The organism is Brevundimonas sp. SGAir0440, from assembly GCF_005484585.1.
Taxonomy (GTDB): Bacteria; Pseudomonadota; Alphaproteobacteria; order Caulobacterales; family Caulobacteraceae; genus Brevundimonas.
The window spans coordinates 3,116,530-3,136,095 of the sequence record NZ_CP039435.1; the positions used below are offsets into that span (position 1 = coordinate 3,116,530).

Below are 19,566 nucleotides of genomic sequence, written 5' to 3' on the forward strand. Positions count from 1 at the left end.
TCAGCTCGCGAGCTTGAAGTCGGGACGGACGGATTTGCGGCGCATGTCGGTGACCAGCACATCGACATCCAGGATCAGGGCGACGCGCCCGTCGCCCAGGATGGTGGCGGCGGCGACGCCCTCGACCTGCTGGTAGTTGGTTTCCAGGCTCTTGATAACCACCTGGCGCTGGCCCTGGATGGCGTCGAACAGCAGGGCCGCCTGCTGGCCGCCTTCGGTTTCGACGACCACGGCGACGCCTTCGGTCGGGTTCATCGGCTGTTCGCGGAAGCCCATGATCAGGGCCACGTCGATCAGCGGCAGGAAGCGGTCACGGAAGCGGATGACGGGATCCACCCCGCCGACGAAATGCAGGTCGACGGCTTGCGGGGTCAGGCTCTCGACGATGGCCGGCAGCGGCGCGATCAGCGTCTGTTCGGCGGCGGCGACGACCATGCCGTCCAGCACCGCCAACGTCAGCGGCAGGCTGAGGGTGAAGGTCGAGCCCTTGCCGGGCACAGAGCTGATGGAGATGCGGCCGCCCAGCGCCTGGATCGAGCGTTTGACCACGTCCATGCCCACGCCCCGGCCCGAGATGTCGGACACGACGGCGGCGGTGGAGAAGCCCGGCGCGAAGATCAGATTGTCGATCTGTTCGTCGGTCAGGGGCGCGTCGGCGGCGATCAGACCCTTGTCGACGGCGATCTTCTTGACCCGTTCGCGGTTGATGCCGCGGCCGTCGTCGGAGATTTCGATGACGATCCGACCCGAGCGGTGCAGGGCCGCGAGACGCACCGTGCCCTCGGCCGGCTTGCCGGCGGCGACGCGCTCCTCGGGCGTTTCCAGCCCGTGGTCGATGGCGTTGCGCAGCATGTGGGTGATGGGCTCGGCCAGGCGTTCGACCACGGTCTTGTCGACCTCGGTGTCCTCGCCGGCCGTGACCAGACGGACCTGTTTGGAGACCATGTCGGCGACTTCGCGGACCAGGCGCGGCATGCGCTGGAACACCGACTTCACCGGCTGGGCGCGGATGGCCATGACGCTGTCTTGGATCTCGCGGGTCAGCAGTTCCAAATCTTCGAGACCGAGCGCGATGCCCGACGAGCGGGCCAGGCCGCTTTCCAGCACGCGTTGCGACAGCATGGCCTGCTGGATGACCAGTTCGCCGACGACGTTGATCAGGCGATCCACGCGATCCAGATCGACGCGGATCGTCACCGGCGCGGGCGCGACAGGAGCAGAAGCCGGCGCGAGCGTCGCCGCCACGGGTGCGGCGACAGGGGCGGCCACCGGCTCAACAATGGGCGCAGCGGCGATCGGGGCGGGCGCGGGCTCGGGCTCCAGGGGAGCGAAGGGCACGACCTCGGCCGCCGGCTCGGCGGCGGCGCCGGAAGCCTTGGCCAGAAGAGCGGCGATATCCAGGTCGTCGCTGGCGGGCAGGACGGCGGCCGGTTCGTCTTCGAACGCAGCGAGTTCATCACCGCCGGCGCCCAAGGGCGTGATGGTCAGATCGCAGTCGCTTTCGACGAAGTCGAAGACCTCGCGCACGGCCGCCTCATCGACGGCGGCGGCCAGATCGACCGTCCAGGTCAGGCAGCCGTCCTCGATCGACAGCGCGTCCAGCGTCGGCGTCTCGCTGTCGTCCACGACGACCGTGACCGGGCCGAGGCGACCCAGTTCGCGCAGCAACAGGCTGGTCTCGTTGGCGTTGACGTACATCCGGCCCATCGGCTTGAACACGATGCGCCAGCCGACCGACGGCGCGTCGGCGCCTAGGTCGGCGATAGGCAGGGGCGCAGGCTCGTCCAGCGCCATGTCGAAGGCCATGGGGGTGAAGCCGAAATCGTCCTCGTCTTCCTCGACCTCGACCGGCGCCTCGCCGCCGTGGGTCAGGACCTGCATTTCGGCGACCAGGGCGGCGGACCGCGCCTCGTCCACCGGCGGGATCAACCCTTGCGCGGCCTGGATGTGGTCGGCCAGCACGTCGGAGGCGCGCAGCAGAGTCTTGATGGTGATTGCGTCGCACGGCTTACGGCCCGCGCGCAGTTCGTCCATCAGGGTCTCGAAGACGTGGGCGAACCGAACCAGGGCCTCCAGGCCGAAGGCCCCTGCCCCGCCCTTGACCGAATGGACGGCGCGGAAGACGGCGTTGATCGTCTCCAGGTCGGTCTGACCCTGTTCAAGCAGCATCAGCTTGGCTTCCAGGTCCGCGAGCAGTTCGTCGCACTCCTGGAAGAAGGTGGCTTTGATGGCTTCGAAGGCGTCCATTAGGTCGAGGTCCGGCGGGCTTCAGCGATCAGAGTCGGGCGATCAGGCGGCGACGCGGCGGACGGCGTCCACCAGCTTTGCGGGGTCGAACGGCTTGACGATCCAGCCGGTGGCGCCGGCGGCGCGGGCGCGCGCCTTCTTCTCGACGTCGCTTTCGGTCGTCAGCACCAGCACCGGGGTCGTGCGGTGGTTCGGATCGGCGCGCACGCCCTCGATGACGCCGAAGCCGTCCATGCGCGGCATGTTGATGTCGGTGATGATGACGTCGGCGCCCTTGGACGCCAGGGTCTCCAGACCGTCCACGCCGTCCACCGCCTGGATCACGGTATAGCCCGCGTCTTCCAGCGCCATCAGCAGCATGTCGCGCATGGTGCGTGAATCGTCGATCGTCAGAACGGTCTTGGTCATGCCAACGCCCCCTCGGTGTTGAAGTCCGGCGCGCCATAGGCCGCCCATTGTTCCGTCCAATATTGGGACACAGACCCTAAACTTAGGTTGACGCCGTCGGCCGCCCACGTCTTTCGCGCCGACAGCAGGATCTGCAGGCACAGGCCGCCCAGGCGCTGGACCGCAGAGGCGTCCAGGACCACCGGATGACCGCGCAGGGCCAGCATCTCGGCTTTCAGAGGCTCGGCCGCGTTCAGGTCCAGCACGTCGGACAGGATCAGGGTTTCGGTCATCAGAACTCCTCCCAGCCGTCTTCGACGGCGGCGGCTTGAGGCTTGGGCGCGGCGCCGCCACGGCCGATGGTCTTCAGCGCGGCGACCATGTGGCTGGAGCGAGCAGCGGGCTTGGCGACGGGCGCAGGCGTGCGAACCGGCGAAGGCGCAGCGGCGCGCGGCGACGAAGCGCCGACACGGAACTGGGCGACAGAGGCTTGCAGGCTCTCCGCCTCCTGGGCCAACGAATGGCTGGCGGCGGTGGACTGCTCGACCATGGCCGCGTTCTGCTGGGTCACCTGGTCCATCTGGTTCACGGCGGTGTTGACCTGGGCCAGACCGACGGCCTGTTCTTGGGCCGAGGCCGCGATTTCGGTGACCAGGCTGTCGATTTCGGCGACCCGGTCCACGATGCGTTGCAGGGCCTCGCCGGTCTCGCCGACCAGTTTGACGCCCGAGCCGACCTGACCCGTCGAGGCCGAGATCAGGGTCTTGATCTCCTTGGCGGCCTCGGCCGAACGCTGGGCCAGCGCGCGCACTTCGGAGGCGACCACCGCAAACCCGCGACCGGCCTCGCCGGCACGCGCGGCCTCGACGCCGGCGTTCAGGGCCAGCAGGTTGGTCTGGAAGGCGATCTCATCGATGACGCCGATGATCTGATTGATCTGAGTGGACGAGCTTTCGATGGCGGTCATGGCCTGGACGGCGTCGCGAACGATCACGCCGCTCTTCTCGGCGTCGCCGCGCGCGGCCTGGACGACGTCCGAAGCCTGGCGGGCGCCCGAGGCGGTCTTGTTCACGGTGGCGGTGATTTCATCCAGGGCGGCGGCCGTTTCCTCCAGCGAGGCGGCCTGCTGTTCGGTGCGGCGCGACAGGTCGTCGGCGGCCTGCGAGATTTCGCCGGCGCCCGAGCGAATGCCCGAGACATTGTTGACCACGACCGAGACGGCCTGCTGCAGCTGGGAGATCGCAGCGTTGAAATCGGTTTTCAGCTGAGCGGACTTGGCGCTGAATTCGATGTCGATGCGGTGAGTGAGATCGCCGTTCGACATGGCCGACAAACCTTGACCCAAGGCTGCGATGGCGCGGGCGTCTTCGGCGGCTTCGCGCGCCTTTTCGGCCTCGCGTTCGGCGCGTTCCTGCTCGGACATAGAACGCTGCGACAGCGCATCTTTTTCGACGCGAACCTTCTCGATCGCGGCGTCGCGGAAGGCCACGATAGCCTGGCCCATCTTGCCGAACTCATCCTTGCGCTCGGCGCTGGCGACCTTGATGTCGGTGTCACCGGCCATCAGCTTTTGCATATAGCCGATCATCGTGAAGATCGGGCGCACGATGGAGCGCGTCGCGACGAAACCGGCGATGACGGCGATCACCAAGGCCGAGATCAGGCCCACGATCGTGGCGATCAGCGCGGTGCGGCTGGCGGCTTCCTGGGCGTCGGTCGAGGCCTTGCGCGCCACATCGTTGGCGCTCTTGATCTGGTCGATCGTGTCTTCGATCGGCGCGACGTAGTTGTCGGCCGTTCCGTTGCGCCCGACCATCTGAACGGCCTGGGCCGCGCGACCGTCTCGGACCATCGCAGAACCGGCTACCACGACATTCTTGTACCAGGTCGCATTGCCTTCCACGGCCTTGTCGACCAGGGCGGCGCGATCGGCGGGCAGTTCGCCGCGCAACTCGTCCATGGCCGCCAGGAACTTGGCGCGGTGCGCATCGACGCGTTCAATGTAGTAGGGGTCCTGAGACAGGAGGTAGCCACGGAAGGCGTTCTCCTGGCGCGCCATGTAGAACTCGGCCGTCGCCGTGGTGCGATTGACCTGGTTTTCCACCGTGCGCACTTCGCCGGCCTTCTCCAGCTGGAGCAGGCTGGTGACGACGACGACGCCCATGACGGCGATCGCCGCCAAAACGAGACCAAAGGCCGCGAACAGCTTGCGGCCAACGGGCATATTCTCAATCAACTTCAACTCAGCATCCCCCGGTGAATCGGTAACTCAGAACGAATAGGTGGCGGCGGCGACGAGGCGACCCTCATAGGGTTCGCCTGCGCTGTGGCGGTCGGTGTCGTACCAGCGCAGATCGACGGCCAAGGCGTCGGTCAGCTTCTGTTTGGCGCCGACATTCCAGGCGTTGTAGTCGACGCCGCCGTCCGCCATGCGGTTGGCGACGGCAGCCGAAATCTTTGTCTTGGCGGCGACGGCGACCGTGCCTTGCAGCTCCAGCCACCAGGCCTCTTTCGTCGCCGCAAAGCCGTCGGGCGAATAGTTGACGCGCAGGCGCGTCGCCACGGGGCCCAGCTTGCGTGAAGCGTCCGCCTGATATTCCCAGTAGTTTTTGTCGACGCCGGCGCGCGACCCTGGCAGGTCGCGGTTCATGATCCCCAGATCGAAGGTGAAGCCGCCCGCCTTGGGCCGCCAACCGACCATGCTGACGATTTCCAGGTCGTAGCCTTGAGATCCGGCGGCGTCAGAGACGAAGACGCTGGCGTAGCCTTCGCCGAAGCCGGCTTCGGCCTTGGCGAAAGGCGCAACGTCCTGATTGCTCTTGCCCAGCCCTTTGCCGACATACTGGCTGGCGACACCGACATCGAGGCCGAACGATTGGGCCTGGGACGTGATCGGTGTTGCGAGGCCTACTGCCGCGACAACAAAGAAGGCTGACGAACGAAACATGGTGATCCCTGAAGCTTCTGCATTCTGAAGCCCAAGGATGAGGCGATGATTAATATTAAATCTGAACCGGACCGTATGTAGGATTGCGTAACCCATAAGGTGTGTCGCCCAGCGTCCGAGCTGCGTCATCGGCAGGGGTGCAGGTCACTTCAAACCGATTTTGAGCGAATACGTATGTTCACGTAGTCGAAACGAGCCTATACAAAAGTTGTCAGAAAAGCGGCGACGCCCGGCAGCCCAAGGTTTGGCGAGTTCTCGCATCCCAATTCATATTCCGGTGAAATATATCCAGCGGCCCAGGAACAGCACGAAGACATGATCTTCAGGTCCAGGACATGGTGGAGCGGGGTCTTGATCGCGTGCCTGGCTGTCCTGCTGGCGACGCTGGTTCGTAGCGCGCTCGAACCGTTTGGAAACTTCTATTATCTGCCGCTGGTCCCGGCGGTGATTGTTACGGCTCTGCTGGCGCAAAGAGGGGCGGTTGCGCTGTCGATCCTGTTGGCCATCGGGGCCAATCTATGGCTGGTGCATCGCGAAAGCGTGCTGGATGCGGCGACCAACGCCGCGCTTTTTGCGGTCATCGCCTGGGTCATCGCCGAGGTCTGTCGTCGGCTGATCGACGCGTTGGAACAGGCCCGCGCCCTGACGCGCGATCTGGCGCTGCGTGAGATGCTGCTCGACACCATCGTGGCCACGACGCCGATCGTGACCCTAGACCGTGAAGGACGCACGCGCCGCGTGACCCCGGCCGCCGCCGATCTGCTGCGTGTGGATCGAGAGGCGGCGATGGCGCAGCCTTTCGGAACGCTGCTGCCCGGCTTCGACGATGCGGCCCTGGCGAAGGCTCGCCAAGGGGGCGAGGTTCTGGGCCCGTCCTCCGGACCTTGGACGAGCGGCAATATAAATACACCCGGGCCGTCGCTGACGCTTCACGCCAATGTCCTGCCTGACGACATCGCTCCCGAACACATCGTCCTGACGCTGGGCGATCAAAGCCAGGCCGAGACGATCCGTAAGGGCGAGCGCGACCTGAACGACAAGCTGAGCAGCGTCTGGCGTCTGAACTCGATGGGCGAAATGGCTGCGACCCTGGCCCACGAACTGAACCAGCCGCTGACCGCCGCCACCGTTTATTTGCATGCCGGCCAGGCCGAACTGACCCGGCTGGGAACGGTCGCGGAAGGGCCGGCCAAGACCATCGATCTGGCCAAGACCCAATTGCTGCGTGCGGGCGACATCATCCGGCGCATGCGCGAACAGGTGGCGACAGGTTCGCGGTCCTTTACCGAGGAGCGGGCCTCGCTGATCGTCCTGGACCTGGCGCCGGTCTTCGCCCTGACGGGACAGGACACCGACACGACGATCGCTCTGGATGTCGAAGAGGACGACGATCAGGTTCTGGCCGACCGCATCCAGATTCAACAGGCGCTGGCCAATCTGGTGCGCAACGCCGTAGACGCCGTCATCGGACGCGAAGGCGCGCGCGTGACGGTGACCGGCCGGACGCTGGGCGCGGACGGCTATGAGATCGCGGTGTGCGACAATGGCGACGGCATCCCCGAAGACAGAATCGACAGCATCTTTCATCCGATGGCGACGACCAAGGCCGGCGGCATGGGCCTGGGGCTGTCGGTCACGCGTTCTATCGTCGAGAGCCATGGCGCGACCTTGGTCGTCAGCCGAAACTCTCAGGGTGGAGCGACCTTTTCGTTTCGTCTGCCGCGTCCCACGGAGTTCGAAATCTGGCGAGCCCGCACTCTGTTTTCATCATCGACGACGACCCTGCCATGCGCGACGCCCTGGTGCTGATGCTGCGCGGGGCGGGCTATCGGGCGCGCAGTTTCGTCAGCGCCGACGACTTCCTGGACAATCTGCCCGAAGACCGCAGCGCCTGCGTCATTACCGATGTGCGGATGCCGGGGCTTCAGGGTTCCGAGCTGGTCGGGCGTCTGAAAAGCCTGCGCGGCGACACCTGGCCGGTGATCGTCATCACGGGTCATGGGGAGGTGACGCTGGCGGTTCAGTTGATGAAGGCGGGCGTCGTAGATTTCGTCGAAAAGCCGTTCGATCCGCAGCGAATGCTGGACGCGGTTTCCAGCTGCCTGGCCTCCTTGACCAGTCTGGAGGCCGAGCGGATCGCGCGCGAGGACGCCAAGGCCCGACTGGACACCCTCACCCCGCGCGAACGGCAGGTCTTCGACGCCCTGATCGACGGCTGTTCCAACAAGGAAATCGCGCAAAGGCTGGAGATCAGCCCGCGCACGGTGGAAATCTTTCGCGCCAAGGTGATGACGAAAATGCAGGCCGCGAACCTGTCCACCCTGGTCCGGATCGGAATGCGCGCCGGCGACGCTTGAGCCGGACGAGATTCGTCGCCACCTTAGTCGCGACATGAGCGACCGGTCCGCAGGCCTCGCCCCGTCCCGCGTGACTGCGGTCCTGGGGCCCACCAACACTGGCAAGACCCATCTGGCGGTCGAGCGGATGCTGGGTCACGCCTCGGGCATGATCGGCCTGCCCCTGCGCCTGCTGGCCCGCGAGATCTATGAGCGGATCGTCAAACAGCGCGGCGCGGCGGCCGTCGCCCTGATCACCGGCGAGGAAAAGATCGTCCCGCCGCGCCCGCACTATTTCGTCTGCACCGTCGAGGCCATGCCGCTGGAGCGGTCGGTCGAGTTTCTGGCCATCGACGAAATCCAGCTGGTCGCCGACCCCGAACGCGGCCACGTCTTCACCCAGCGGCTGCTGCACGCGCGCGGCCGGTTCGAGACGATGTTCCTGGGCGCTGGCGCCATGGAGCCGCTGATCCGCCGCCTGGTGCCGGACGTGGAGATCGTGACGCGCGACCGGCTATCCACCCTGTCCTATGCGGGCTCCAAGAAGCTGACCCGCCTGCCGCGCCGCAGCGCAATCGTCGCCTTCTCGACCGACCGGGTCTACGCCATCGCTGAACTGATCCGGCGTCAGCGCGGCGGGGCGGCCGTGGTGATGGGCAGTCTGTCGCCCCGCACCCGCAACGCCCAGGTGGCGCTGTATCAGTCGGGCGAGGTCGATTTCCTGGTCGCCACCGACGCCATCGGCATGGGGCTGAACATGGATGTGGACCATGTCGCCTTCGCGGGGCTGAGAAAGTTCGACGGGCGGCGCACCCGCTGGCTTTACGCCCATGAGATCGGCCAGATCGCCGGGCGGGCCGGCCGGCATCTGCGCGACGGCACCTTCGGCGTCACGGCGGAGGCCGAGGATCTGGACCCCGATCTGGTCGAACAGGTGGTCGAGCATCGGTTCGATCCGATCGAGGCGGCGGAGTGGCGGAACGCCCGGCTGGATTTCGACACCCTGCCCGATCTTCTGCGCTCGCTGACGGTGACGCCCCAGCGTTCGGGGCTGAGCCTGACGGCCGAGGCGCTGGACGAGACCCTGCTGCGCCGCCTGATCAAGGACGAGGACATCGCGCGCGTGGGGCGCTCGCGCGGGGCGGTCATGCGTCTGTGGGAGGCGTGCCAGTTGCCCGACTTCCAGAAGACGACGCTGGATGAACACGCCCGGCTGGCCAAGGACGTTTTCCACGCCCTGACCGGCAAGCGAGGCCGGCTGACCGACGACTGGATGGCGCCGCGATTCGCCTTCGTGGATCGCGACGACGGTCAGATCGACCAGCTGTCGGCGCGGCTGTCGGCGGTGCGCACCCTGTCCTACATCGCCAACCGCCCGGACTGGGTCCACGACGCGCAAGGCTGGCGCGACAAGACCCGCGCGCTGGAGGATCGGCTTTCCGACGTGTTGCACGAGCGGTTGACGGCACGGTTCGTGGATCGTCGCACCACCGCCCTTATGCGGGCGCTGAACGTGCGCGAAGACACGTTTGCAGGCGTCGCCGAAGACGGGGAGGTCACGGTCGAGGGACAGGTCGTCGGCCAGCTGGAGGGCGTGCGCTTCCACATGGAGAAGGGTTCGTCGGCCCTGGAAGACCGCACCCTGCGCCAGGCGGCCGTGCGTGCGGTGACGCCCGAGATCAATCGACGGCTGGGACGTCTGGCGGCCGAGACCGACGACGGCTTTTCGGTCACGCCGGACGGGGCGGTGCTGTGGCGCGGCGTGCTGACGGCGCAGATCAACGCGACGCCGCAGGGCGTCGATCCGTTTACGCCCTCCGTGCGTCTGCTCGGCGATCTGGGACCGACGCCCGCCCGCGAGCGCGCCCAGCGCCGGATCGAAGCGTGGCTGGCGGCGGAAGCGGGCCGGGCGCTGCGCGATCTGCGACGACTGCGTCAGGCGGTCGAGTCGGGGACATTGAAGGGCCTGCCGCGCGGCGTCGCCTTTCGCCTGATCGAGGCCGGCGGCGTGATCGACCGACGCGAGGTCGAGCGCGATCTGGCCGCGCTCAGTCAGGTCGAGCGCCGCACGCTGCGCAGCTTCGCCATCCGCATCGGGGTGCATTCGGTGTGGCTGCCCGGCCTTCAGAAGCCGCGCGCGCGCCACTTCGCCCAGGCCTTCGTCGCCGCGCCGCTGATTCCGGCGACGCCCGATCTGATCCCGGCGCCGGTGGAGCCGCCGTCGGCGCGGCTGTTGTCCGCGCACGGATTGCGATTGGCGGGACGGTGGCTGGCGCCGGTCGAGACGCTGGAGAAGATGGCCGAGCTGCGGGCCGCCAATCACGGTCGGCTGTCCGACGAGGCCCTGACCGATCTGGGCTGGCGCGCCGATCAGGCCAAACAGATCATCGCCGCCCTGAAGGTCGAACGCGCCCGCCTGCCCGACAAGCCGGGCGCAGCGCCGAAGATCGTCAAGGACTCGCCCTTCGCTGCGCTCGCCGCCCTGACGGAGGCGCCCCCGGCGCGGCCCAAGCGTCGTCGTCCGCGCAGGAAGACCGCGACGTGATCGCTCCCTGTTCCGTCATCCTCCGGCGAGCGCAGCGAGACCGGGGGACCCAGCGGCGCCGAAGGCGAAATCCATCCGCCGCATTAGATTCGAAGATCGAGTCCGCGACAGGTTCGCGCATTCGCGCGCCGCTGGGTCCCCCGGTCTGCGCCGCTGCGCGGCTTACCGGAGGATGACGAAAGAGATGGAGATAAACGCCTGTCGCATCGACATCTGGCTGTGGCGCGCGCGGTTCGTGAAGACGCGCGGCCTGGCGGCCGGTCTGGTGGAGCGGGGGGCGGTGCGGCTGACGCATCAGGGGCGCGAGACTCGGCTCGATAAGCCCAGCCGATGCGTTCACGTCGGGGATCTGCTGACCTTCGCCCAGAACGGACGCGTCACCAGCCTGAAGGTCGAGGGGCTGGGCGAAAGGCGCGGGCCTGCCGAGGAAGCCCGCGCCCTGTATTCGCTTACGGTCTAAACGGCCTCAAGTCGCGCGAAGCGCGGTAGGCCCAAAAGAACCGCCTCAAGTCGCGCGCAGCGCGGTAGGCTCTATTTCTGAATGACGAACTCGCCTTCGATGTGCAGCTTCACCTCGTCGGAGACGGCCGGCAGGGCGTAGTTGATGCCGAAGTCCGAGCGTTTGATGGTCGCTTCGCCGTCGAAGCCGGCCTTGTAGGCGCCCATGACGGTTCCGGCGCCGTTGAACTCGACCTCGATGGTGACGGGCTTGGTCACGCCCTTCAGGGTCAGATCGCCGACCACTGTCGCCTCGTTGGCGTCATCGGCGTCGACCGTGACCGAGCGCGAGACGAAGGTCGCCGTCGGATATTTAGCGGTGTCGAAGAAGTCGGCGGTCTGCAGGTGGGCCTTCAGACGGTCGTCGTTGGGCGCCACGTCGGTCAGTGCGATCGTCGCGGTCAGGGTCGAGGCCGAGGGGTTGGCCGGGTCCAGCTTCAGCACCGCCTTCACGTTCACGAACTGGCCCGTATAGGTCGACAGGCCGAAGTGATTGACCGACCAGGTGATCTTGCCGTGGCCGGAATCCAGATCGTAGGTCCCGGCGGTGACTTCGGCGGGGTTCTTGGTCAGGGCGGCCTGAGCCACGACCGCGCCGCCGGCGATCAGGCTGAGGGCGGCCGCTCCGGCGACGGCGTATTTCATGAAGGGGGTGCGCATGGGGAGTTCCTGTCGATGGGCGGATATGCAATCAATACAGTTGCGATTAGACGCCGTTCTGTCAAGGCGCTGCGAATGGCTCTCGCCTTAAGCCGCGCTGTTGACAGTTGGTTGCGTGGCCGCCATGTCGCAGGCCTCCCGCCCACAGACCGACACCCGTTTTTCGCCCAATGACCTACATCGTCACCGACGCCTGCGTGAAATGTAAGTTCATGGACTGCGTCGAGGTGTGTCCGGTGGACTGCTTCTACGAGGGTGAGAACTTCCTGGTGATCGCGCCGGACGAATGCATCGACTGCGGCGTGTGCGAACCGGAATGCCCGGTCGACGCCATCGTGCCGGACACCGAGGACGAGCCCGACGGCAAATGGCTTCAGGTCAACGCCGAATACGCCAAGGTCTGGCCCAACATCACCGTCAAGGGCACGCCCCCCGCCGACCGCGAGCAGTACGAGCGCGAAACGGGCAAATACGAGAAATACTTCAGCCCCAAGCCGGGCAAGGGTTCCTGATTTAAGGACTGGCGGCGCTCAAGCCTTGCCGTATTTGCACGTCCGCCCTGTGGACGTTTTGAAATTCCGCAGATTTGTGATAGGTTCTGTTTCATTGGATCGGGCGGTCCGCGAAATCTTCGCGCCGCCCGTGTTTGCGACAGAATCCCGCCCTAGACGGGATCGGCCAGAGGTTTGGTGATCCGTTTCCGCTTTTGACGCCTGACATCATCCCCTCCGACGGAGCGATCCGGCGGATGAGATTCTGTTTGCGTTTCCTGCGCCTTCGTTTCGCCCGGCCCTGACCGGGAAAGGACGATTATGACGAGCAAGACTGGTCTGGAGTTCAAGGTTGGCGACGCGGTCGTCTATCCGGCGCACGGCGTCGGCAAGGTGGCGGCGATCGAGACCCAGGAAGTCGCGGGCATGTCGCTGGAGGTCTATGTCGTGACCTTCGACCACGAGAAGATGACCCTGCGCGTCCCGACCAAGAAGGCCGTGACGGCCGGCCTGCGTTCGCTGGCCGCCGACGACGTCGTGACCAAGGCCCTGACCACCCTGAAGGGCCGCGCGCGCATCAAGCGCACCATGTGGTCGCGTCGCGCCCAGGAATACGAAGCCAAGATCAACTCCGGCGACCTGATCTCCATCGCCGAAGTGGTCCGCGACCTGCACCGCGCCGACACCCAGCCGGAACAGTCCTATTCGGAGCGCCAGCTCTATGAATCGGCCCTGGACCGCATGGCCCGCGAAGTCGCCGCCGCCAACAAGATCGACAAGGACGCCGCTGTCGAGCTGCTCGCCAAGTCGCTCAGCGCCAAGAAGCCGGTCCCGACCGCCGAAGCCGCCTAAGCTTCGACCTCGGACAAAAGAAAAGGCCCCGGAGCGATCCGGGGCCTTTTTTGATGCTTCGCAGAGCCGCTGTCAGAAGTATTCGGCGTTGGCCGGGCACTGGGCGCTGATGCGGCGCGCCGTGATGCTGGCGGGGATATAGGGCGTGCCGCGCACGATCTGGGCGCCGCCGCGGAAGCTGAAGCTGGTTTCCGTGTAGGTCCCATTCAGGCGAACGGCGATGCGACGGCCCTTGCGATCCTGACAGGTCCCTTCGAAGCGGGCGTTGCCGTTGCCGACCGCGCGAGTCGGATAGGTGCAGCGCCATTTGTTGGTCGACAGGCCGCCGAAGAATCGGTTGATCTCGCTGGGCCGCACGCACTTCTGCTCAGTGTCGCGCTGGCCCACCGCGCTGGTGGTGTATTCCCAATAGCCGGGCAGAACTTCGGTCTGGGCGGCGGTCTGGGCCGGGGCGATGGCGGGCGAGGCCAGCATGAAGCCGCCGGCCATCACCGGGGCCAGGACGGCGAGCGCGCGCTTGGGCAGGCGATCGATCAAGGACGGACGGGACATGGAAGCCTTCTGTTCTGCTTGGGTCTCTTTTGAGGTCGTCATCATATGGGCCATACAGGGCGGCATTTGAATGACGGCTGAACGAGGCGTGGGGACGATGGGTCCAGACTCGGCTTGACGCCGAACCGCCTCTTCCCTTATACGGCCCCCTCTCGCGCGGGCTGGTTCCCGCGCGCAACTGTTTCATGCGTCCTCTCCCCCGCTCGGGCCGGACGCCGCACCTTAAGGATCTGACGATGTCGCGTCGTTGCGAACTCACCGGTATCGGCCCCATGGTCGGCCACAACGTGAGCCACTCGAACATCAAGACCAAGCGCCGCTTCCTGCCGTCGCTGAAGACGGTCAAGGTCACGTCGGAAGCCCTGGGCCAGACGTTCAGCCTGCGCATCTCGAACGCCGCGCTGCGCACCCTGGACTACAAGGGCGGCCTGGACGTCTTCATCGTCAAGGCCCGCGACGAGCAGCTGTCGATCGCCGCTCAGCGCATCAAGCGCCAGATTCGCGCCAAGCTGGCCGAACAAGCCGCCGCCTGATCGGCGACCGCGACATAGAGTTCTGGAAGAGGCCGGTGGAAACACCGGCCTTTTTCTTTGCGCCATTGACCGCTCGCGCTAGCCTGTCGCCTCGGACGGGGGACGGCTTCATGCGCATCAAGATCTTGCTTTTGGCCGCGACCAGCGCCCTGACTTTGTCGGCCTGCGCCACCGTGGCCCAGCCGGCCCCGGCGCCGCGCGAATCGACCGCCTTCACCCTGGCCACCGATCAGCCGCTGACGCCGGAACAGCAGGCGATGCAGTTCGACAAGGCCGATTTGTCGATCAAGGTCCTGCCCGACGACAAGGCCATCGACGCGGTCGCCGTGCTGGACTTCACCGCCAAGGCGCCCCTGACCGCTCTGGTCGTCGAACTGGACACTCTGCTGACCATTTCCTCGGTCCAGATCGACGGGGTCGAGGTCGCCGTCGATCGCTGGTCCAACCCCGAAGGCCGGTTGACGGTGCAACTGCCCGAGACCCTGGCCACGGGCCGGTCGGTGGCCCTGCGCGTCGCCTACGCCGGCCAGCCGCGCGTGGCGCCCCGCGCGCCGTGGGACGGCGGCTTCGTCTGGTCCACCGCACCGTCGGGCGAGCCATGGATCGCCACCGCCGTTCAAGGCGAGGGCTGCGACATCTTCTGGCCCTGCATTGACAGCCCGCACGGTGAACCGGGCCGGGTCGACCTGCACATCACCGTGCCATCCGCCCTGTCGGCGCCGTCCAATGGCCGCTTCCTGGGCAAGGTCGATCACGGCGACGGCTGGACGACCTGGAACTGGTCGGCGAAATCGCCCAACACCTATGCCATCGCGCTGAACGTCGGACCCTATGAAGAGGTGTCGGGCGAATACGCCAGCCGGTTCGGCAACACGATTCCGATGCGCTACTGGCATCTGAAATCGGACACGCCCGAACAGGTCCAGGGCCTGTTCGCCCAGTTCCCTAGGATGCTGGACTTCTTCGAAGCCACCGTCGGCCCCTTCCCCTTCGGCGACGAAAAGATGGGCGTGGTCGAGACCCCGCACCTGGGCATGGAGCATCAGACGATCAGCGCCTACGGCAACGGCTACAAGATCGACGGGCGGGGTTACGACTGGCTGTTGCAGCACGAGTTCGCGCACGAATGGTTCGGCAATCAGCTGACGAACCAGAACGCCGACGACATGTGGCTGCATGAAGGGCTGGGGTCGTACATGCAGCCGCTCTATGCCCGCTGGCTGCTGGGTGACCGCTATATGCAGCGCGAACTGGCCAATCAGCGCGAGGGGTTGATCAACACATATCCCGTCGTCTCAGGCACGCCCAAGACCGAGGACGAGGTCTACAAAGGCGACGTCGGGCCGGGGCTCGACATCTATAACAAGGGCTCGCTGATCAGCCATTCGCTGCGGATGCTGATCGGCGACGCCGCCTTCCATCAGGCGGTCACCCGCTTGGTCTACGGACGACCCGACCCCAGACCAGGCAACTTCGCGCCGCTTTATCGTTCGACTGGAGACTTCCTCGCGATCATCAATGACGTTACGGGCCGGGACTACGGCTGGTTCTTCCGTGGCTATCTCTACAACGCCGCCCTGCCGATGCTGACCCAGACCCGCGACGGCGATGGGCTGAAGCTGGAGTGGACGACGGGCGACGGCGGCGTCTTCCCCATGCCGCTGGAGGTCGAGATCGACGGGCGCGTTGAGACCGTGCCCATGACCGACGGTCGGGGCCAGATCGCGGTTCCGGCCAGCGCCCATGTCCTGATCGATCCGCAGAACAAGGTGCTTCGCCAGATGGACGTGATCGACGAACTTCAAGCCTACAAGGCGGCGCAGAAGGCGAAGTAGCGGCCAGTCAGGCCTCGGCCACCGTCACCGACTGGCGCACCATCTGACAGCGCTCCTGCGTCGTCAGGAAGGCGATGTCCGCGGCATCGCGCCCGCAGGCGATCCGCACCAGCCCCTCGACCGGCGCCAGGCCCGTCGGATCGACCAGCCACCAGCCGTTGTCCAGCCAGACCTCGAAGATGGCGTGGAAGTCGGGCGGGCTGAGTTGGTGGGCGAAGGCGCTGACCGCGCGCGCAGGAATGCCCGACGCCCGGCATAGCGTCATGCCCAGATGGGTGAAGTCACGGCACACGCCTGCGCGGTCAATGAAGGTGCGCGCCGCCGTGGTTTCGGTGTCCGACACCCCGTGCTCGTAATCGACGTTCTCGGTGATCCAGTTCAGGATCGCCAGCACGCGCGCGCCGCCCGCCGTGTCGCCGAACTCGCGCGTCACGAAGCGGCCGAACTGGTCCGACGGACAATAGCGGCTGGGCTGGAGATAGGGCAGGACCTCGGCGGGCAACTCGCCCCAGTCATGCTGGGATACGTTGGGCGGCAGGCCCTTCAGCACGCCGTTCTCGACCACCGCCTCATAGGTCAGCTTGACCTCGCCCTCGACATGGCACCGCAGGGTGCGGGCGCCGAAATCGATGTCCTCGTCCTCGTGAAAATCGACCGGCGGGTCGAAGGTGAGGGTCTCTTCCAGGATGTCCTGACCCGGCCAGTGGGCGACCTGGATCTTGTAGATGGCGTCCGTCGGCGGATCGAAACGATAGACGAGTTCGGCGCGGACGCGCAGTTTCATGAAAATCCGCCGGTCAAAGGGAGGTGAGAGGGTCGCTGGTGAACGCCACGCGGTCTGGGCCGTTCCGTGGTGGTCCGCGCCTTCTGGCCTGTGCAAATCGACAAGACAAGACAATGTGTTAATCTGAGCCCCATGATCGCTTCCCCTGCCCTTCTCGCTCTTCGGGAAGCCACCGCCTCAGCCCACGAAACCCTGGAAGTCCAGGCCCGGATCGAGCCGCGTCTGTCGGACCCCGCCACGCGTGGGGCGACCGTGGCGGCCTTTTACCGCTTCCATGCCGGACTGGAGCCGCTCAGCCATCCGCTTACAGCGGCGCTGAACGCTGAACTGGACGCCGATTTCGAACCGCGATCACGCGCGAACGGGATCGCCCAGGACCTGACGATACTGGGCCAGCGCATTCCTTCGCCCGCGCGTCCGGCTGCGCCCGCCTCGGCCGGCGAAGCCCTGGGCTGGGTCTATGTGGCCGAAGGATCGATGCTGGGCGGTCGGATCATTCGACGTCGGCTGGCCGCCGAGGGTCGCGATCTGGACGGCCTCGGCTTTCTGGACCCCTATGGCGAAGAGACCGGCGCACGCTGGCGCGCCTTCATGGATTTGCTGGACCGGGCCTGCGCTGGCGGCCTTGTCACGATCGATCAGGTGGTGAAGGGCGGCATCGACGGTTTCGCCTTCGCCCACCGCACCTTGCAACCCCAGCCGCAGGAGGCCGCGGCATGACCGAGACGCTCGACCTGACCGACACCGCGCTGAACGAGTGCGATCGCGAGCCGATCCATATTCCTCAATCGATCCAGCCGCACGGCTTCATGCTGGTGCTGGATCTGGAATCCCTGACGATCCGCCAGGGGGCGGGCGCCATCGAGGAGCTGACCGGCCGCAAGGTCTGGATCGACCGCACCGTCGCCGACGTGCTGGGCGATGTCGCCGACCGGGCCGTGCGCGCCATGGCCGCGCATCAGGAGGCCGGCTTCGCCTGTCGCTGGCGCGCGACCAACCGCCTGGAATACGATGTCGTCGTGCACCGCGCGCCCGGCGCGATCAACGATCTGATGATCATCGAGGTCGAGCAGAGCTCGCAGCAGGCTCGGCTCGGCGTCGATCTGATCGCCAGTCTGGACGCCGCCGGCGCCGCGCTGGAACGGGCGGTGACGATCCAGACGGTGTGCGAACGGGCGGCGGACGCCTTCCGCCGCCTGACCGGTTTCGACCGGGTGATGATCTATCGCTTCCAGGACGACGAGGCGGGTCAGGTCGTGGCCGAAAGCCGCGCCGATGGCTCCGGCTCCTTCCTGAACCACCATTTCCCCGCGACCGACATCCCGCAGCAGGCGCGCGCCCTTTATCTGCGCAACCCGGTGCGGGTCATACCCGACAGCCGCTACACGCCCCACCCCCTGCGCCCCATTGCGCCCGGCGAGGCGCCGCTGGACATGAGCGACAGCGGCCTGCGCTCGGTGTCGCCGATCCATCTGCAATATCTGCGCAACATGGACGTTCGGGCCTCGGCGTCCGTGTCGATCATCGTCGATGACGCTCTGTGGGGGCTGGTGGCTTGCCACAACGCCTCGCCCAAACTGCTGCCCTATGAGCTGCGCGTGGGCTGCACGGCATTGGCCCGCAATCTGGCGCGTCAGCTGAAGTCACGGAGCGACGTCGACCTCTATCGCGAGCGCACGCGCCTGCGTCGGATGGAGGACGAACTGCTGTCGCGGCTGTCGCCTGACCGGCCGATGCGAGAGGCGCTGGGCGAAAAGGCCGACGCCTTGATGCAGTTGACCAGCGCGGACGGTCTGGCCATCGTCAGCGAGGGCGACATCCAGACCTTCGGCCATACGCCGCCCGAAGACGGCGTGCGCGCCATCGCCGCCTGGGTCGCGGGACGACCGGGCCTGCGCCCCGTCTCGTCGCATCACCTGTCCTCGATCCTGCCGGCCGCCGAGGCGTGGAAGACGCACGCCAGCGGCCTATTGGCCGTCACCCTGCCGCTGGATCAGCCGGTTTCGCTGCTGTGGTTCCGCTCTGAGGTGCTGGAGACGGTGCGCTGGGCCGGCAATCCGGCGACAGCGGAGAAGACGGGCCCCAACGCCATTCTGACGCCGCGCGCTTCGTTCGAAAGCTGGTCGGACACCGTCTCGGGCCGCGCGCACCGGTGGGGCCCCGCTGCGGTCGAGTCCGCCGCGCGGCTGAGGGACGCCCTGGCCGACTATGCCGCCGTCCATCAGATCCGCCGGCTGAACCGATCGCTGCAGGATCGCCTGTCCGAGCGCGATCTGCGGCTGGAGCAGCAGCAGTATCTGATCCGCGAGGTGAACCACCGGGTTCAGAACAGCCTGACGCTGGTGTCCAGCTTCCTGGGCCTTCAGGCGCGAGAACAGGCGGGCGGATCGGCCACGACCGCGCTGAACGAGGCGCGGCGACGGGTGCGCGCCGTGTCCGCCGTCCACAGTCGACTGTATCTGAGCGATCAGGTCACGACCATCGACATGAGCCGCTACGTCGGCGATCTGATCGACGATCTGGGCTCCAGCATGGGGCCGGACTGGGTTGCGGCCCTGGAGACGGACCTGGATCCGGTCTGCATCGAGCCGGGCCGCGCCATCACCATCGGCCTGATCCTGACCGAACTGATCATCAACGCCCAGAAATACGCCTATGGCGGCAAGCCCGGCCCGCTCTGCATTCGGTTCGAAGAAGACGGCGCCTTCTTCCGCATGACGGTGGAGGACGAGGGCGCCGGTGGGCATTTGGCCGGCAAGGGTTTCGGCTCGATGATGATCAAGAGCCTGGTCGGTCAGCTGGACGGGACGATCGATTATCGCGACCGCGCGCCGGGCCTCAGCGTCGTGCTGCGGGCGCGGATCGACCCGCTCGTTTGATGTCAGGGCCGGCGGCGCCT

Annotated in this window: 18 protein-coding genes; 10 read left to right on the forward strand and 8 right to left on the reverse strand. The window is 66.5% G+C overall.

Annotation, left to right across the window (positions count from 1 at the left end; all coding sequences use genetic code 11):
- From E7T10_RS15435 to E7T10_RS15455, 5 genes are read right to left on the reverse strand one after another with little or no spacing between them, the layout of a single operon-like run.
- Entirely contained in the window at nucleotides 1-2,247 is a 2,247-nt protein-coding gene (locus E7T10_RS15435; RefSeq protein WP_137722481.1) for a chemotaxis protein CheA, read from the reverse strand.
- A gap of 42 nt (nucleotides 2,248-2,289) precedes the next feature.
- Nucleotides 2,290-2,655, reverse strand: coding sequence for a response regulator (locus tag E7T10_RS15440; protein ID WP_039246220.1), 366 nt, complete (start codon nucleotides 2,653-2,655; stop codon nucleotides 2,290-2,292).
- Nucleotides 2,652-2,927: an STAS domain-containing protein gene (locus tag E7T10_RS15445; RefSeq protein ID WP_137722482.1), complete on the reverse strand. Its 276-nt coding sequence runs from the start codon at nucleotides 2,925-2,927 to the stop codon at nucleotides 2,652-2,654. The genes E7T10_RS15440 and E7T10_RS15445 overlap by 4 nt, the downstream gene beginning before the upstream one ends.
- On the reverse strand, nucleotides 2,927-4,858 hold the full coding sequence (locus tag E7T10_RS15450) for a methyl-accepting chemotaxis protein (protein ID WP_168189967.1): 1,932 nt from the start codon (nucleotides 4,856-4,858) through the stop codon (nucleotides 2,927-2,929). Before E7T10_RS15450 ends, E7T10_RS15445 begins: the two co-directional genes overlap by 1 nt.
- A gap of 45 nt (nucleotides 4,859-4,903) precedes the next feature.
- On the reverse strand, nucleotides 4,904-5,581 hold the full coding sequence (locus E7T10_RS15455; protein WP_137722484.1) for a TorF family putative porin: 678 nt from the start codon (nucleotides 5,579-5,581) through the stop codon (nucleotides 4,904-4,906).
- A gap of 351 nt (nucleotides 5,582-5,932) precedes the next feature.
- Here E7T10_RS15455 and E7T10_RS15460 point away from each other — a divergent pair, with 351 nt between their 5' ends.
- From E7T10_RS15460 to E7T10_RS15475, 4 genes are all read left to right on the forward strand, one after another.
- Nucleotides 5,933-7,390 (forward strand): ATP-binding protein, encoded by a 1,458-nt coding sequence (locus E7T10_RS15460; RefSeq protein ID WP_246846061.1) that lies wholly within the window; start codon nucleotides 5,933-5,935, stop codon nucleotides 7,388-7,390.
- Nucleotides 7,369-7,938 carry a response regulator transcription factor gene (locus E7T10_RS15465; protein WP_246846062.1) on the forward strand — a complete coding sequence of 190 codons (570 nt, stop codon included), beginning with the start codon at nucleotides 7,369-7,371 and terminating at the stop codon, nucleotides 7,936-7,938. The genes E7T10_RS15460 and E7T10_RS15465 overlap by 22 nt, the downstream gene beginning before the upstream one ends.
- 34 nt (nucleotides 7,939-7,972) lie before the next feature.
- Nucleotides 7,973-10,462: a helicase-related protein gene (locus E7T10_RS15470; RefSeq protein ID WP_137722485.1), complete on the forward strand. Its 2,490-nt coding sequence runs from the start codon at nucleotides 7,973-7,975 to the stop codon at nucleotides 10,460-10,462.
- A 184-nt stretch (nucleotides 10,463-10,646) separates the two neighbouring features.
- Nucleotides 10,647-10,922 carry an RNA-binding S4 domain-containing protein gene (locus E7T10_RS15475; RefSeq protein WP_137722486.1) on the forward strand — a complete coding sequence of 92 codons (276 nt, stop codon included), beginning with the start codon at nucleotides 10,647-10,649 and terminating at the stop codon, nucleotides 10,920-10,922.
- 71 nt (nucleotides 10,923-10,993) lie between these two features.
- Here E7T10_RS15475 and E7T10_RS15480 read toward each other — a convergent pair whose 3' ends face one another.
- The gene (locus E7T10_RS15480; RefSeq protein ID WP_137722487.1) at nucleotides 10,994-11,620 is read right to left on the reverse strand and encodes a YceI family protein; all 627 of its coding nucleotides are present in this window, start codon (nucleotides 11,618-11,620) and stop codon (nucleotides 10,994-10,996) included.
- 170 nt (nucleotides 11,621-11,790) lie between these two features.
- Between E7T10_RS15480 and fdxA the strand changes: the two genes are divergently transcribed.
- Entirely contained in the window at nucleotides 11,791-12,132 is a 342-nt protein-coding gene (fdxA, locus tag E7T10_RS15485) for a ferredoxin FdxA (protein WP_017505910.1), read from the forward strand.
- A gap of 300 nt (nucleotides 12,133-12,432) precedes the next feature.
- Nucleotides 12,433-12,963, forward strand: coding sequence for a CarD family transcriptional regulator (locus E7T10_RS15490; protein WP_017505911.1), 531 nt, complete (start codon nucleotides 12,433-12,435; stop codon nucleotides 12,961-12,963).
- Between the two features lie 72 nt (nucleotides 12,964-13,035).
- On the opposite strand, the gene E7T10_RS15495 is transcribed toward E7T10_RS15490, so the two are convergent.
- Nucleotides 13,036-13,515 carry a DUF3617 family protein gene (locus tag E7T10_RS15495; RefSeq protein ID WP_137722488.1) on the reverse strand — a complete coding sequence of 160 codons (480 nt, stop codon included), beginning with the start codon at nucleotides 13,513-13,515 and terminating at the stop codon, nucleotides 13,036-13,038.
- 236 nt (nucleotides 13,516-13,751) lie between these two features.
- Here E7T10_RS15495 and rpmB point away from each other — a divergent pair, with 236 nt between their 5' ends.
- Nucleotides 13,752-14,048 (forward strand): 50S ribosomal protein L28, encoded by a 297-nt coding sequence (gene rpmB, locus E7T10_RS15500; RefSeq protein WP_026108540.1) that lies wholly within the window; start codon nucleotides 13,752-13,754, stop codon nucleotides 14,046-14,048.
- A gap of 110 nt (nucleotides 14,049-14,158) precedes the next feature.
- On the forward strand, nucleotides 14,159-15,883 hold the full coding sequence (locus E7T10_RS15505; protein ID WP_137722489.1) for a M1 family metallopeptidase: 1,725 nt from the start codon (nucleotides 14,159-14,161) through the stop codon (nucleotides 15,881-15,883).
- Nucleotides 15,884-15,890: 7 nt separating this feature from the next.
- Here E7T10_RS15505 and E7T10_RS15510 read toward each other — a convergent pair whose 3' ends face one another.
- A complete protein-coding gene (locus E7T10_RS15510) occupies nucleotides 15,891-16,667 on the reverse strand; it encodes a transglutaminase family protein (protein WP_137722490.1) in 777 nt (258 codons plus the stop codon).
- 132 nt (nucleotides 16,668-16,799) lie between these two features.
- Between E7T10_RS15510 and E7T10_RS15515 the strand changes: the two genes are divergently transcribed.
- The gene (locus E7T10_RS15515) at nucleotides 16,800-17,387 is read left to right on the forward strand and encodes a biliverdin-producing heme oxygenase (protein WP_137722491.1); all 588 of its coding nucleotides are present in this window, start codon (nucleotides 16,800-16,802) and stop codon (nucleotides 17,385-17,387) included.
- On the forward strand, nucleotides 17,384-19,546 hold the full coding sequence (locus tag E7T10_RS15520) for a histidine kinase dimerization/phosphoacceptor domain -containing protein (protein WP_137722492.1): 2,163 nt from the start codon (nucleotides 17,384-17,386) through the stop codon (nucleotides 19,544-19,546). The genes E7T10_RS15515 and E7T10_RS15520 overlap by 4 nt, the downstream gene beginning before the upstream one ends.
- The last annotated feature ends 20 nt before the right edge of the window (nucleotides 19,547-19,566 follow it).

Bases quoted from the DNA above. Each gene is read 5' to 3' on its own strand.
- E7T10_RS15505 (WP_137722489.1), top strand. From the start codon at position 14,159: ATGCGCATCAAGATCTTGCTTTTGGCCGCGACCAGCGCCCTGACTTTG.
- E7T10_RS15450 (WP_168189967.1), bottom strand. From the start codon at position 4,858: ATGCCCGTTGGCCGCAAGCTGTTCGCGGCCTTTGGTCTCGTTTTGGCG.
- E7T10_RS15440 (WP_039246220.1), bottom strand. From the start codon at position 2,655: ATGACCAAGACCGTTCTGACGATCGACGATTCACGCACCATGCGCGAC.
- E7T10_RS15475 (WP_137722486.1), top strand. From the start codon at position 10,647: ATGGAGATAAACGCCTGTCGCATCGACATCTGGCTGTGGCGCGCGCGG.
- E7T10_RS15445 (WP_137722482.1), bottom strand. From the start codon at position 2,927: ATGACCGAAACCCTGATCCTGTCCGACGTGCTGGACCTGAACGCGGCC.
- rpmB (WP_026108540.1), top strand. From the start codon at position 13,752: ATGTCGCGTCGTTGCGAACTCACCGGTATCGGCCCCATGGTCGGCCAC.
- E7T10_RS15480 (WP_137722487.1), bottom strand. From the start codon at position 11,620: ATGCGCACCCCCTTCATGAAATACGCCGTCGCCGGAGCGGCCGCCCTC.
- E7T10_RS15470 (WP_137722485.1), top strand. From the start codon at position 7,973: ATGAGCGACCGGTCCGCAGGCCTCGCCCCGTCCCGCGTGACTGCGGTC.
- E7T10_RS15495 (WP_137722488.1), bottom strand. From the start codon at position 13,515: ATGTCCCGTCCGTCCTTGATCGATCGCCTGCCCAAGCGCGCGCTCGCC.
- fdxA (WP_017505910.1), top strand. From the start codon at position 11,791: ATGACCTACATCGTCACCGACGCCTGCGTGAAATGTAAGTTCATGGAC.
- E7T10_RS15510 (WP_137722490.1), bottom strand. From the start codon at position 16,667: ATGAAACTGCGCGTCCGCGCCGAACTCGTCTATCGTTTCGATCCGCCG.
- E7T10_RS15515 (WP_137722491.1), top strand. From the start codon at position 16,800: ATGATCGCTTCCCCTGCCCTTCTCGCTCTTCGGGAAGCCACCGCCTCA.
- E7T10_RS15490 (WP_017505911.1), top strand. From the start codon at position 12,433: ATGACGAGCAAGACTGGTCTGGAGTTCAAGGTTGGCGACGCGGTCGTC.
- E7T10_RS15465 (WP_246846062.1), top strand. From the start codon at position 7,369: ATGCGCGACGCCCTGGTGCTGATGCTGCGCGGGGCGGGCTATCGGGCG.
- E7T10_RS15520 (WP_137722492.1), top strand. From the start codon at position 17,384: ATGACCGAGACGCTCGACCTGACCGACACCGCGCTGAACGAGTGCGAT.
- E7T10_RS15455 (WP_137722484.1), bottom strand. From the start codon at position 5,581: ATGTTTCGTTCGTCAGCCTTCTTTGTTGTCGCGGCAGTAGGCCTCGCA.
- E7T10_RS15435 (WP_137722481.1), bottom strand. From the start codon at position 2,247: ATGGACGCCTTCGAAGCCATCAAAGCCACCTTCTTCCAGGAGTGCGAC.